The 13,416-nt window shown below is 56.9% G+C and carries 10 protein-coding genes and 1 pseudogene; 8 read left to right on the top strand and 3 right to left on the bottom strand.

The window, feature by feature from the left end; translation table 11 throughout:
- Window positions 1-9: 9 nt before the first annotated feature.
- Entirely contained in the window at window positions 10-585 is a 576-nt protein-coding gene (locus ACWKXX_RS09640; protein WP_015570471.1) for a TetR family transcriptional regulator, read from the top strand.
- Between the two features lie 79 nt (window positions 586-664).
- Here the strand turns inward: ACWKXX_RS09640 and ACWKXX_RS09635 are convergent, their stop codons facing one another.
- Window positions 665-892 carry a hypothetical protein gene (locus tag ACWKXX_RS09635; protein ID WP_162184634.1) on the bottom strand — a complete coding sequence of 76 codons (228 nt, stop codon included), beginning with the start codon at window positions 890-892 and terminating at the stop codon, window positions 665-667.
- On the opposite strand from ACWKXX_RS09635, the gene ACWKXX_RS09630 reads away from it, so the two are divergent.
- The 5 genes from ACWKXX_RS09630 (at window position 796) to narI (ending at window position 8,902) form a co-directional block, all read left to right on the top strand.
- On the top strand, window positions 796-2,181 hold the full coding sequence (locus ACWKXX_RS09630; protein ID WP_026094300.1) for a NarK family nitrate/nitrite MFS transporter: 1,386 nt from the start codon (window positions 796-798) through the stop codon (window positions 2,179-2,181). The two genes, ACWKXX_RS09635 and ACWKXX_RS09630, sit on opposite strands and share 97 nt — an antisense overlap.
- A 67-nt stretch (window positions 2,182-2,248) precedes the next feature.
- Entirely contained in the window at window positions 2,249-5,989 is a 3,741-nt protein-coding gene (locus ACWKXX_RS09625; RefSeq protein WP_110292936.1) for a nitrate reductase subunit alpha, read from the top strand.
- Entirely contained in the window at window positions 5,986-7,530 is a 1,545-nt protein-coding gene (gene narH, locus ACWKXX_RS09620) for a nitrate reductase subunit beta (RefSeq protein ID WP_261666219.1), read from the top strand. Before ACWKXX_RS09625 ends, narH begins: the two co-directional genes overlap by 4 nt.
- Complete coding sequence (gene narW, locus ACWKXX_RS09615) at window positions 7,530-8,225, top strand: nitrate reductase molybdenum cofactor assembly chaperone (protein WP_032102973.1); 696 nt, start codon at window positions 7,530-7,532, stop codon at window positions 8,223-8,225. Before narH ends, narW begins: the two co-directional genes overlap by 1 nt.
- Window positions 8,222-8,902 carry a respiratory nitrate reductase subunit gamma gene (narI, locus tag ACWKXX_RS09610; protein ID WP_047365083.1) on the top strand — a complete coding sequence of 227 codons (681 nt, stop codon included), beginning with the start codon at window positions 8,222-8,224 and terminating at the stop codon, window positions 8,900-8,902. The genes narW and narI overlap by 4 nt, the downstream gene beginning before the upstream one ends.
- An 80-nt stretch (window positions 8,903-8,982) precedes the next feature.
- On the opposite strand, the gene nhoA is transcribed toward narI, so the two are convergent.
- Complete coding sequence (gene nhoA / locus ACWKXX_RS09605) at window positions 8,983-9,828, bottom strand: N-hydroxyarylamine O-acetyltransferase (RefSeq protein WP_284329610.1); 846 nt, start codon at window positions 9,826-9,828, stop codon at window positions 8,983-8,985.
- Window positions 9,829-9,933: 105 nt separating this feature from the next.
- On the opposite strand from nhoA, the gene ACWKXX_RS09600 reads away from it, so the two are divergent.
- Together ACWKXX_RS09600 and ACWKXX_RS09595 are read left to right on the top strand one after the other, a co-directional pair.
- Window positions 9,934-10,506, top strand: a complete 573-nt coding sequence (locus ACWKXX_RS09600; RefSeq protein WP_039270701.1) for a flavin reductase family protein — start codon at window positions 9,934-9,936, stop codon at window positions 10,504-10,506.
- A gap of 203 nt (window positions 10,507-10,709) precedes the next feature.
- Window positions 10,710-11,141 (top strand): DUF3828 domain-containing protein, encoded by a 432-nt coding sequence (locus ACWKXX_RS09595; RefSeq protein ID WP_032620331.1) that lies wholly within the window; start codon window positions 10,710-10,712, stop codon window positions 11,139-11,141.
- A 67-nt stretch (window positions 11,142-11,208) separates the two neighbouring features.
- On the opposite strand, the pseudogene fusA reads toward ACWKXX_RS09595, so the two are convergent.
- Window positions 11,209-13,311, bottom strand: a pseudogene (gene fusA / locus ACWKXX_RS09590) (elongation factor G).
- Window positions 13,312-13,416 lie beyond the last annotated feature (105 nt).

Genomic DNA, 13,416 nt, shown 5'->3' with positions numbered 1-13,416 from the left:
TGAGAAATTATGCGTTATCTGAGCAAGGACGAGCGGCGGGAAGAGATCCTCCAGGCCGCGATGCGCGTGGCGCTGACCGAAGGATTCGCGGCAATGACCGTGCGCCGCATCGCCACCGAAGCGGGCGTCGCCACCGGGCAGGTGCATCACCACTTTGCGTCGGCGGGCGAGCTAAAATCGCTGGCGTTTGTCCGGCTGATCCGCGATTTGCTGGATGCTGAAATCGTTGGCGAAAACGCTGGCTGGCGCGAGCGCCTGCATGCCATGCTCGGCAGCGATGACGGCGGGTTTGAGCCCTACATTCGACTGTGGCGGGAGGCGCAAATTCTCGCCAGCCGGGATAGCGATATCAAAGGCGCCTACGTTTTGACTATGGAGATGTGGCACCAGGAAACGGTCGCGATTATCCGCGCTGGGGCGGAGGCCAACGCCTTTACGCTTGCTGACCAGCCGGAAAATATCGCCTGGCGTTTAATTGGTCTGGTATGTGGCCTGGATGGCATATACGTATTAAATATGCCTGAAATGGACGACGCGGCATTTAATAAGCATCTGGATAAACTTATCTCCCTCGAATTGTTTTAATACTCCCATCGGGGTATTAATTTCCGCAAATAGTTACAATTAGTAACACATAAAGCGAACCCTGATTCCCATTCCAAACTCAGGGATTCGCTTTTTTATCTATCCTTTCAGATGTATCCCATAACATCCAAAAATTTCTACAAACTGCCGAAAGGTATCTTTCTGTTTTCACTTCTTTTTTCTCTCCATTTGGGTAAGCAAGAGGGTGATATGTCACATCAAAGCGAGAAGAGTAATCAGCATCTGTTGAGTAACTGGAAACCGGAAAACGCGCAATTTTGGGAGAATAAAGGGAAACATATCGCACGTAGAAACCTGTGGATTTCCGTGGCGTGTTTGCTTCTCGCGTTTTGTGTATGGATGTTGTTTAGCGCTATTGCGGTAAATCTTAATAAGGTCGGATTTAATTTCAGCACCGATCAGCTTTTTATGCTAACGGCATTACCTTCTCTTTCCGGCGCGATATTACGTGTCCCCTACTCTTTTATGGTGCCGATATTTGGCGGACGTTACTGGACCGTGTTAAGTACCGTTATCCTGGTCGTACCCTGTGTCTGGCTTGGGATCGCCATCCAGAATACCGCCACGCCTTACTGGGTCTTTATCATCATCGCACTGCTGTGCGGTTTTGCCGGCGCCAACTTCGCTTCCAGCATGGGAAACATCAGCTTCTTCTTCCCGAAAGCCAGACAGGGCAGCGCGCTGGGCATTAACGGCGGGCTGGGTAACCTGGGCGTGAGCGTGATGCAGCTGGTTGCGCCGCTGGTGATTTTTCTGCCGATGTTTACCTTCCTCGGCGTTCACGGCGTCCCCCAGGAGGATGGCTCGACGATGTGGCTGGCGAACGCGGCGTGGATCTGGGCGCCGCTGCTGATTCTTGCTACCCTTGCGGCGTTTTTTGGCATGAACGACATCGCCAGCTCGAAAGCGTCCATTGCCAGCCAGCTTCCGGTGCTTAAGCGCTTTCACCTCTGGCTGCTGAGCCTGCTTTATCTGGCAACCTTCGGCTCGTTTATCGGTTTCTCGGCAGGCTTTGCTATGCTGTCGAAAACCCAGTTTCCGGACGTAAATATCCTCCACCTCGCCTTCTTTGGCCCGCTGATCGGCGCTCTGGCGCGTTCGGCTGGCGGAATGATTTCAGACAGGCTGGGCGGCGTACGGGTGACGCTGATCAACTTCGTTTTTATGGCCATCTTTAGCGCCCTGATTTTCCTGACGCTCCCCGGGTCTGGTTCAGGCAGTTTTATGGCCTTCTATCTGGTCTTTATGGGCCTGTTCCTCACCGCAGGCCTGGGCAGCGGCTCGACCTTCCAGATGATCGCGATTATCTTTCGCCAAATCACCCTCGACCGCGTGAAAAAACAGGGCGGGAGCGACGAACAGGCACAGCATGAAGCGGTGACCGAAACGGCTGCCGCGCTGGGCTTTATCTCTGCCATCGGTGCGGTAGGCGGGTTCTTTATTCCCAAAGCCTTTGGCACATCCCTGGCGATGACCGGTTCCCCGGTGGGCGCCATGAAAGTCTTCCTCGTGTTTTACATCGTCTGCGTGCTCGTCACCTGGCTGGTGTACGGCCGCAAATCCTCACAAAAATAATAACTACCTCTTCGCCGGAGCGTGATGTCTCACCCTCCGGCCATGCTATCGAAGCAGGAGAAATGTCATGAGCAAACTGTTGGACCGCTTCCGTTACTTCAAAACAAAAGGCGACAGTTTCGCCGATGGGCACGGGCAGGTGTACCACACCAACCGCGACTGGGAGGACAGCTACCGTCAGCGCTGGCAGTTCGATAAAATTGTGCGATCCACCCACGGCGTTAACTGCACCGGCTCCTGTAGCTGGAAAATTTATGTCAAAAATGGCCTGGTAACCTGGGAAACCCAGCAGACCGACTACCCGCGCACCCGCCCTGACCTGCCTAACCACGAACCGCGCGGCTGCCCGCGTGGCGCAAGCTACTCCTGGTATCTCTACAGCGCCAACCGTCTCAAGTACCCGCTGGTACGCCGCAGGCTGATCGAACTCTGGCGCGAGGCGCTGGCGCAGCATACCGATCCGGTGCTGGCCTGGGATGCCATTCAAAACGATCCGCAGAAAGCGCAGAGCTACAGGAAAGCGCGCGGAAAAGGCGGTTTTATCCGCTCAAACTGGAAAGAGCTTAACCAGCTGATTGCTGCCGCCAACGTCTGGACCATCAAAAACTACGGCCCGGATCGGGTAGCCGGTTTTTCCCCCATCCCGGCGATGTCGATGGTCTCTTATGCCGCCGGTACGCGCTATCTCTCCCTGCTCGGCGGCACCTGCCTGAGCTTCTATGACTGGTATTGCGATCTGCCTCCGGCGTCGCCGATGACCTGGGGCGAACAGACCGACGTGCCGGAATCGGCGGACTGGTACAACTCCAGCTATATCATTGCCTGGGGGTCGAACGTGCCGCAGACGCGCACCCCGGACGCCCACTTCTTTACCGAAGTGCGTTACAAGGGCACCAAGACCGTCGCCATTACGCCGGACTTCTCGGAGGTGGCGAAGCTCAGCGACCAGTGGCTGGCCCCCAAACAGGGTACCGACAGCGCCCTTGCCATGGCGATGGGCCATGTGATCCTTAAAGAGTTCCACCTTGATAATCCGAGTGATTACTTCCTTAACTATTGCCGCCGCTACACCGACATGCCGATGCTGGTCCTGCTGGATGAACAGGCTGACGGTCGCGTGGTGCCGGGCCGCATGCTGCGCGCGTCGGATCTGGCCGACGGGCTGGGTGAAACCAATAATCCGGAGTGGAAAACCATCGCCTTTGACGTGGCCGGTAATCTGGTGGCGCCGAATGGTTCCATCGGCTTCCGCTGGGGTGAAAAAGGCAAATGGAACCTGGAGTCGCTGGCTGCGGGACAGGAAACCGAGCTGACGCTTTCCCTGCTCATCACCCACGACAGCGTGGCAGACGTGGCCTTCCCTTACTTCGGGGGCAACGAGAATCCGCATTTCCGCAGCGTGAAGCAGGAGCCGGTGCTGACGCGCCGCGTACCGAGTAAAACCCTGACGCTGGCCGACGGCAGCCAGAGACGCGTGGTTAGCGTGTACGATCTGGTGCTCGCAAACTACGGCCTCGATCGCGGTCTGGAAGACAGTAACGCGGCGACAAACTACGCCGAGATAAAAGCCTATACCCCGGCCTGGGGCGAACAAATTACCGGCGTCCCCGCTTATCTGATAGAAAAAATCGCCCGTGAATTTGCCGACACGGCGCACAAAACTCACGGTCGTTCGATGATCATCCTCGGGGCCGGTGTGAACCACTGGTACCACATGGACATGAACTACCGCGGGATGATCAACATGCTGGTCTTCTGCGGCTGCGTCGGGCAGAGCGGCGGCGGCTGGTCGCACTATGTCGGCCAGGAAAAGCTGCGCCCGCAAACCGGCTGGCTGCCGCTGGCCTTCGCGCTGGACTGGAACCGTCCGCCGCGCCAGATGAACAGCACATCGTACTTCTACAACCACGCCAGCCAGTGGCGCTATGAGAAGCTCACCGCACAGGAACTGCTTTCTCCCCTTGCAGACGCATCGAAGTTTACCGGTCACCTGATTGATTTCAATGTCCGCGCCGAGCGCATGGGCTGGCTGCCGTCGGCTCCACAGCTTAATCTCAACCCGCTGCACGTTAAGGCCCGGGCGGACGCCGCCGGCATGTCGCCGCAGGACTACACCGTTCAGGCGTTAAAATCGGGCGATATCCGCTTCGCCTGCGAACAGCCGGATAACGGTAAGAACCACCCGCGCAACCTGTTTGTCTGGCGTTCTAACCTGCTTGGCTCGTCCGGGAAAGGCCATGAATACATGCTGAAATACCTGCTTGGCACCGAGAGCGGTATTCAGGGTGAGGATTTAGGCTCAACGGACGACGTGAAACCTGAAGAGGTGGAATGGCAAACCGCCGCCATTGAGGGCAAGCTGGATCTGCTGGTGACGCTCGATTTCCGTATGTCCAGCACCTGCCTGTTCTCGGATATCGTCCTGCCCACCGCCACCTGGTATGAAAAAGACGATATGAATACCTCGGACATGCATCCGTTTATTCACCCGCTTTCCGCAGCCGTTGACCCGGCGTGGGAGTCCCGCAGCGACTGGGAGATTTACAAGGGCATCGCCAAAGTCTTCTCTGAGGTGTGCGTCGGACATCTCGGCACCGAAACTGACGTGGTGCTACAGCCGCTTCAGCATGACTCCCCGGGGGAGCTGTCGCAGCCTTTTGATATTCTGGACTGGCGCAAAGGCGAGTGCGATCTGATCCCCGGCAAAACGGCACCGAACATCGCCGTGGTCGAGCGTAACTACCCGGAAACCTACGAGCGCTTTACGGCCCTTGGGCCGCTGCTGGACAAGCTCGGTAACGGCGGAAAAGGCATATCGTGGAACACCCAGAACGAGGTCGATTTCCTCGGCAAGCTCAACTACGTCAAGCTCGACGGCCCGGCGAAAGGTCGCCCGCGCATCGAGACCGCCATTGACGCTTCAGAGGTGATCCTCGCCCTTGCGCCGGAAACTAACGGTCAGGTCGCGGTCAAAGCCTGGGAAGCCCTCGGCGAACTGACCGGACGCGATCACACTCATCTGGCGCTGAACAAAGAAGATGAGAAAATCCGCTTCCGCGATATTCAGGCGCAGCCGCGCAAAATCATCTCCAGCCCGACGTGGTCCGGCCTTGAGAGCGAGCACGTCTCCTATAACGCAGGCTATACCAACGTTCACGAGCTGATCCCGTGGCGCACGATTTCGGGCCGCCAGCAGCTGTATCAGGATCATGCCTGGATGCGCGCCTTCGGGGAGAGTCTGGTGGCTTATCGTCCACCGATTGACACCCGCAGCGTTACCCATATGCGCGAAATCCCGCCGAACGGATTCCCGGAAAAAGCGCTTAACTTCCTGACGCCGCACCAGAAATGGGGCATTCACTCCACCTACAGCGAAAACCTGCTGATGCAGACCCTGTCGCGCGGAGGGCCAATCGTCTGGATCAGCGAAACCGACGCGCGCGAGCTGGGCATAGAGGACAACGACTGGATCGAAGCTTTTAACGCAAACGGCGCCCTCACCGCCCGCGCGGTGGTCAGCCAGCGCGTGCCGCCGGGCATGACCATGATGTACCACGCTCAGGAGCGCATCCTGAACATTCCGGGGTCAGAAGTAACCGGACGGCGCGGCGGGATCCACAACTCGGTCACCCGCGTCTGCCCGAAACCGACCCACATGATCGGTGGCTACGCGCAGCTGGCGTACAGCTTCAACTATTACGGCACCGTCGGCTCGAACCGCGACGAGTTCATCATGATCCGCAAAATGAAAAACATTAACTGGCTGGACGGCGAAGGTCGGGATCAGGTACAGGAGGCGAAAAAATGAAAATACGCTCACAGGTTGGCATGGTTCTGAATCTCGATAAATGCATTGGCTGCCACACCTGCTCGGTCACCTGTAAGAACGTCTGGACCGGGCGCGAAGGGATGGAATACGCGTGGTTCAACAACGTCGAAACCAAACCGGGTATCGGCTATCCGAAAAACTGGGAAGATCAGGATGAGTGGCAAGGCGGCTGGATCCGCGGTATTCACGGCAAGCTGACCCCGCGCCTCGGCGGCAAAATGGGCGTGCTGTCGAAGATTTTCGCTAACCCCGTCCTGCCGCAGATTGACGATTACTATGAACCCTTCACCTTCGATTACCAGGATCTGCACCGCGCGCCAGAGGGCGATCACCTCCCTACCGCCCGCCCGCGCTCGCTGATTGACGGCAAGCGAATGGATAAAATCGAATGGGGGCCCAACTGGGAAGAGCTGCTGGGCGGCGAGTTCGAAAAACGCGCCCGCGACCGCAATTTCCAGAAGATCCAGAAGGAGATGTACGGCCAGTTTGAAAACACCTTCATGATGTACCTGCCGCGCCTGTGCGAGCACTGTCTGAACCCCAGTTGCGTCGCCACCTGCCCGAGCGGCGCGATTTACAAGCGTGAAGAGGACGGCATTGTGCTGATCGACCAGGACAAATGCCGCGGCTGGCGTCTGTGCATCAGCGGCTGCCCGTACAAGAAAATCTACTTCAACTGGAAGAGCGGCAAGTCAGAGAAGTGCATCTTCTGCTACCCGCGCATTGAGTCCGGTCAGCCGACCGTCTGTTCGGAAACCTGCGTCGGGCGCATCCGCTACCTTGGCGTGCTGCTGTATGACGCGGACCGTATCGAGGAGGCCGCCAGCACCGAGCATGAGACCGACCTGTACGAGCGCCAGTGCGACGTGTTCCTTAACCCGAACGATCCGGCGGTGATTGAGGAAGCGCTGAAACAGGGTATTCCGCAGAACGTCATCGACGCGGCACAGCGTTCCCCGGTTTACAAAATGGCGATGGACTGGAAGCTTGCCCTGCCGCTGCATCCGGAATACCGCACCCTGCCGATGGTCTGGTATGTGCCGCCGCTGTCACCGATTCAGTCCTACGCGGACGCGGGTGGTTTGCCGCAGAGCGACGGCGTGCTGCCTGCTGTCGAAAGCCTGCGCATTCCGGTGCAGTACCTGGCAAACATGCTCAGCGCGGGCGATACCGGTCCGGTGCTGCGTGCCCTGAAGCGCATGATGGCGATGCGCCACTACAAGCGTTCCCAGACCGTGGAAGGCGTGACCGACACCCGCGCCATCGAAGAGGTCGGCCTGACGGAAGACCAAGTAGAAGAGATGTATCGCTACCTGGCGATTGCCAACTACGAAGACCGCTTCGTGATCCCGACCAGCCACCGCGAAATGGCGCGCGACGCCTTCCCGGAGAAAAACGGCTGCGGCTTCACCTTTGGCGACGGCTGCCACGGTTCCGACACCAAATTCAACCTCTTCAACAGCAGCCGCATCGACGCGATCAACATCACCGAAGTGCGCGAACACGGGGAGGGAGAGTAATGCAGATCCTCAAAATCATCGCGCTGCTCATTGAGTATCCCGATGAGTTGCTGTGGGAAAACCGTGACGAAGCGCTTTCCCTGGTGGAACAGGACGCGCCCATGCTGCTGCCGTTTGCGCAGCAGCACCTGAGCGCCCCGCTGCTGGATAAGCAGGCCGAATGGTGCGAAGTGTTTGAACGGGGGCGCGCAACCTCGCTACTGCTGTTCGAACACGTTCACGCCGAGTCCCGCGATCGCGGTCAGGCGATGGTCGACCTGATGAGCCAGTATGAGAAAGCCGGGCTCCAGCTGGACTGCCGCGAGCTGCCGGACTATCTGCCGCTCTATCTGGAATATCTCAGTATCGTCAGCGATGACGAGGCGCGTGAAGGGCTGCAAAACGTCGCGCCGATCCTGGCGCTGATTGGCGGCCGGCTGAAACAGCGCGAGGTGGCACATTACCAGCTGTTTGACGCCCTGCTGACGATGGCCGGTACACGGCTTTCCAGCGACAGCGTGGCGAAGCAGGTGTCTGGTGAAAAACGGGATGATACCCGTCAGGCGCTGGACGCCGTGTGGGAAGAGGAACAGGTGAAGTTTATCGAAGACAACGCCACATCGTGCGACAGCTCGCCGATGCAGCAATATCAACGACGCTTTAGCCAGGACGTCGCGCCGCAGTACGTGGACGTCAGCGCCGGAGGCCCAAAATGACACATTACCTGAACGTGTTTTTCTATGACATTTATCCGTACATCTGCGCCACCGTGTTTTTCCTTGGCAGCTGGTTGCGCTACGACTACGGGCAGTACACCTGGCGCGCCTCGTCGAGCCAGATGCTCAGCAAGCGCGGTATGAACTGGGGCTCTAACCTGTTTCATATCGGGATTTTGGGGATCTTCTTCGGGCATTTGTTCGGCATGTTAACTCCGCACTGGATGTACGCCTGGTTTTTACCCATCGCGGTTAAACAGCAGTTAGCCATGATTGCGGGGGGTATTTGCGGGGTGCTGACGCTGGTTGGCGGGTCGATGCTGCTGATCCGCCGCTTGTTCAACCAGCGGGTGCGTGCCACATCCACCACGCCGGATATTATCATCATGAGTATCCTGCTGCTTCAGTGCATCCTTGGGCTGTCGACCATTCCTTTCTCCGCCCAGTATCCTGACGGAAGCGAAATGATGAAGCTGGTCGGCTGGGCGCAGGGGATCGTGACGTTTAAGGGAGGCTCGTCAGAAATGCTGAGCGGCGTCGCACCGATCTTCCGCGTGCATCTGGTGCTGGGGATGACGATCTTCCTTATCTTCCCGTTCACCCGTCTGGTGCACGTGTGGAGCGCGCCGTTTGAGTACTTCACCCGTCGCTATCAGGTAGTGAGATCGCGCCGTTGATTTTGTCGGGTGGCGGCTTCGCCTTACCCGACCTACGTTTCAAGCCGCTGTAGGCCCGGTAAGGCGTAGCCGCCACCGGGCTATTTCCCTGCCTGTGGATGCGTATCAAACCCCGCCATCACGGCCGTCAGCTCGGCCAGGGTAAAGCCGTGCTTCGGGTCATCAACGCCCAGGCCAAACCGCGCCTGCATCAGCTTATACAGCGCCTCCGCATCCGGCAAATGGATCTGCTCCTCCACATGCCCGTTCTGCCAGTGGGTAAAATTAAAGTTGGTCAGCGTCAGCTTGCCCCCGTCCGGCAGGTGGCGACACATCAGCAGGTGATGACGGAAATGGGACTGCGGCCAGTGCGCCGACCAGAAGTTTCCCATCACGTAATCGTTGAAGTATTGGGTCGCCAGGTCGAAGTGGTACATCGACTGCCAGTGCTCGTGATGGCGGAATTGCAGTACCCAGTCGTTACCCTCGCTCAGCAAACGATAACTCCCGTGCGGGGTTTCCTGTTCCTCGTTGGCGATCAAACGAATCGGCGCCGTCAGCGTTTGTCCGCCAAATCCCACATCGGCGATCCAGCGCTCGCCGTTCAGCTCAACCAGCAGCAACCGGTGCGTACGCGGCGGCATCTGCGACGGATTGGCCAGCACAACCCGCCCCAGCACGCTGCGCACCGTAAAACCGACTTCGCGCAACACCCGCTCAAACAGGCCGTTTTGCTCGAAGCAATACCCCCCCCGACGCGCGGTGACCAGTTTATCCACCAGACACCCGTCGTCCAGATGGATTTCCCGCGGCAAAACAACATCGACATTTTCGAAAGGGATTGCGCAGTTATGGTGTAAATGCAGCCCCTGCAGGGTATCGATATCAACCTGTACGGGCTGCTGCCAGCCCGTGCGGGCGAAATAAGCACTCAGAAATGGGGACATGATTTGCTCCAGGATGTGATATTCCCTGTTTATAAACTATTTTCCCTTATGCATATGCGCAAAAGTGCTTTTTCGTCATACTCATCGTGTACATGAGGAGATCCTATGAACCACTTTCGCCCTGTTGAATTACGCCATGCCAGCCGTCTTCTGAATCACGGTCCAACCGTGCTCATAACCAGCCGGGATGAGACCATCGATCGTCGCAACGTCATGGCCGCCGCATGGTCTATGCCGGTGGAATTTGAGCCCCCGCGTATCGCGATTGTGGTAGACAAAAGCGCGTGGTCACGGGAGTTGATCGAACGCAGCGGGAAATTCGGCATTGTGATCCCCGGCGTGGCGGCAGCCAACTGGACCTGGGCGGTCGGCAGCGTCAGCGGGCGCGACGAGGATAAATTTAACTGCTACGGGATCCCGGTTATTTATGGCCCTGAGCTTGGCCTGCCGGTTATAGAAGAGAAATGTCTGGCGTGGATGGAGTGCCGGTTATTACCTGTAACCTCTGCGGCCGAGAAATATGACACTCTGTTTGGCGAAGTGGTTTCCGCCGCGGCGGATGAACGCGCATTTGTCGCCGGACGCTGGCAGTTTGACGGGGATAAGCTGAATACGCTGCATCATCTGGGTGCGGGTACGTTTGTCGCGAGCGGGAAAATGGTCAAGGCGCTGGAATGATTTTTTAATTATACCCATCTGAATTATATAAAATTTCTATGGCATTTTATGTTTACCACTGCGTTGTAGAACGGAGGATATTTCTTGAGTTGCTGAGTTAGCAATTCCCCGTTAAGGAAATATTAATGTCCTGGATAGATATGGCGAAATTTTATATTCCAAATAAAATGCTCAAGCAAAAAGCATCGGTAATTAGGCACATTATGTCATCGAAGCCACTCTTCTTTTTACTTTTCATCCTGTCTTCCTTAGCGGGCGCGGAAACCACCTATGCACCGGGGCTAGTGGCGCTTAAATTCAATCAATGGTATATAGCGCAGTTAGATCAGAACAAACCACCCGTACTCAATCCAGACATTATGAACGAGTACGTAGCCTCAGGGACCATTGCAGCAATTAAAGAAATGTACTCTGGCGACAGTAACGACAAAGATATGCCCGATGCGGATATGTTTATCAAAGCGCAGGACTGGGATGATGACTGGAATCAGATAACCGTCTTACATTCTGATTTTGACGCCGTTTGCACAAACGTCTATGTCGCATTTGGTAAGAAGCAAGATCATGTTATTGCAGATTGTCTCGTTGAAGAGCAAGGAAAATGGAAAGTGCGATCGGCGACGCTAATTAAGTAACAGGCATAAACTCCCTGTCGTAATAATAAAGGCACATGGTAGCCAAATGACTACCATGTGCAATTAATTAACTCTTCACACGCTTCGTAATAATCTCATCCGCCACATTCCGCGGAGCTTCCGCAAAATGATGGAATTCCATCGTATACGTCGCGCGCCCCTGGGACATCGAGCGCAGCGTGGTGGCGTAGCCAAACATCTCAGCCAGCGGGACGTCAGCGCGAATAATCTGGCTGCCGTACTGCTCTGCCATCCCCTGCACCAGGCCGCGACGGGAGGAGAGATCGCCCATAATGTTCCCGGCGTACTCTTCCGGCGTTTCCACCTCAACGTGCATGACCGGCTCAAGAATAACCGGATCCGCCCGCCGTGCGCCCTCTTTGAAGCCGAGGATCGCCGCCATGCGGAAGGCCATCTCCGAGGAGTCAACGTCATGGTAGGAACCAAACGTCAGGGTCGCTTTCACATCCACCACCGGATAGCCCGCCAGCACTCCCGTATTCATGGCTTCTCGCAAGCCTTTTTCCACCGACGGGATGTACTCCCGCGGCACCACCCCGCCTTTGGTGGCATCTTCAAACACAAAACCACTCCCGGCGGCTAACGGCTCAAGGCTCAGGACCACATGACCGTACTGCCCTTTCCCGCCGGACTGTCGGACAAATTTACCTTCAATATCCTTCACCGCTTTACGCAGAGTTTCACGGTAGGTGACCTGCGGACGACCAATGTTCGCCTCAACGCCAAACTCGCGCTTCATGCGGTCGACGATGATCTCCAGATGCAGCTCGCCCATCCCGGAGATAATCGTCTGTCCGGACTCTTCGTCCGTGTGCAGGCGGAACGACGGATCTTCCGCCGCCAGGCGCTGTAGGGCGATCCCCATTTTCTCCTGATCGGCCTTGGTTTTCGGCTCAATCGCCAGCGAAATAACCGGGTCCGGGAACTCCATCCGTTCAAGGGTGATCACCGCATTCGGATCGGTCAGCGTGTCACCGGTGGTGACGTCTTTCAGCCCGACACAGGCCGCGATATCCCCTGCGCGCAGCTCGTCCACCTCATGGCGATCGTTGGCATGCATCAGCACGATGCGCCCGATACGTTCTTTCTTACCCTTCACCGGGTTGTACACCGCGTCGCCTTTACGCAGTATGCCGGAATAGACGCGGATAAAGGTCAGCTGGCCGACGTACGGATCGCTCATCAGCTTGAAGGCCAGCGCCGAGAACGGTTCATCATCGCTTGGGTGGCGCTCGGCGTGCTGTCCGTCTTCGTCTACCCCATCAATAGCGGGCACGTCCAGTGGAGACGGCATCAATTCAATCACCGCGTCGAGCATGCGCTGCACGCCCTTGTTCTTGAAGGCGCTGCCGCACAGCATGGGCTGTATTTCGCCGGAGATAGTCCGGATCCGCAGCCCTTTGATGATTTCCGCTTCATCCAGTTCGCCCGTCTCAAGGTACTTATCCATAAGCTCATCGCTGGCTTCTGCCGCAGCCGAAACCATTTTTTCTCGCCACGCCTGGGCGGTGCTCAGCAGATCGTCAGGCACTGGCGCATAGCTAAACGCCATGCCCTGCGTCGCATCATCCCACAGAATGGTGCGCATCCTGATGAGATCCACCACGCCGGTGAAGTGTTCTTCTGCCCCCACGGGGATCACAATCGGGACCGGATTGGCTTTCAGCCGCTCCTGCATCATCCGCACCACGCGGAAGAAATCCGCACCCGGGCGGTCCATTTTATTGACGAACGCCAGACGCGGAACGTGATATTTATTCGCCTGACGCCAGACGGTCTCCGACTGCGGCTGCACGCCACCGACGGAGTCATAGACCATCACCGCACCGTCGAGCACACGCATGGAACGTTCCACCTCAATGGTGAAATCCACGTGCCCGGGGGTGTCGATAATATTGATGCGGTGCGGTTAAAAGCCTCTGTCCATACCGGGCCAGAAACAGCTTACCGCCGCCGACGTAATGGTGATCCCGCGCTCCTGCTCCTGCGCCATCCAGTCGGTGGTTGCCGCGCCATCGTGTACTTCACCCAGCTTGTGGCTCATCCCGGTGTAAAACAGGATGCGCTCAGTGGTGGTTGTTTTGCCGGCATCGATATGCGCGGAGATACCGATGTTGCGATAACGTTCGAGTGGAATGGGTCGGGGCATGATATTTCCTTAAGTCTTCATGACTGGTTTGTGACGACCGGGATGGTCGCGTGTTCGTTCGTTTGTTATAATAGTCCTATTGTACGAGTATTATCGAACTATTTT

The sequence above is a fragment of the Enterobacter sp. UPMP2061 genome (assembly GCF_053709615.1).
Note: the sequence above shows the minus strand (reverse complement) of the source record. Positions and strands in the feature narration are given on the sequence as shown.

What these genes read in the sequence shown, in the direction of transcription:
- ACWKXX_RS09600 (WP_039270701.1), top strand. Translation starts at nt 9,934, where the DNA reads ATGAACCACTTTCGCCCTGTTGAATTACGCCATGCCAGCCGTCTTCTG.
- narH (WP_261666219.1), top strand. Translation starts at nt 5,986, where the DNA reads ATGAAAATACGCTCACAGGTTGGCATGGTTCTGAATCTCGATAAATGC.
- narW (WP_032102973.1), top strand. Translation starts at nt 7,530, where the DNA reads ATGCAGATCCTCAAAATCATCGCGCTGCTCATTGAGTATCCCGATGAG.
- ACWKXX_RS09625 (WP_110292936.1), top strand. Translation starts at nt 2,249, where the DNA reads ATGAGCAAACTGTTGGACCGCTTCCGTTACTTCAAAACAAAAGGCGAC.
- nhoA (WP_284329610.1), bottom strand. Translation starts at nt 9,828, where the DNA reads ATGTCCCCATTTCTGAGTGCTTATTTCGCCCGCACGGGCTGGCAGCAG.
- narI (WP_047365083.1), top strand. Translation starts at nt 8,222, where the DNA reads ATGACACATTACCTGAACGTGTTTTTCTATGACATTTATCCGTACATC.
- ACWKXX_RS09630 (WP_026094300.1), top strand. Translation starts at nt 796, where the DNA reads ATGTCACATCAAAGCGAGAAGAGTAATCAGCATCTGTTGAGTAACTGG.
- ACWKXX_RS09640 (WP_015570471.1), top strand. Translation starts at nt 10, where the DNA reads ATGCGTTATCTGAGCAAGGACGAGCGGCGGGAAGAGATCCTCCAGGCC.
- ACWKXX_RS09595 (WP_032620331.1), top strand. Translation starts at nt 10,710, where the DNA reads ATGTCATCGAAGCCACTCTTCTTTTTACTTTTCATCCTGTCTTCCTTA.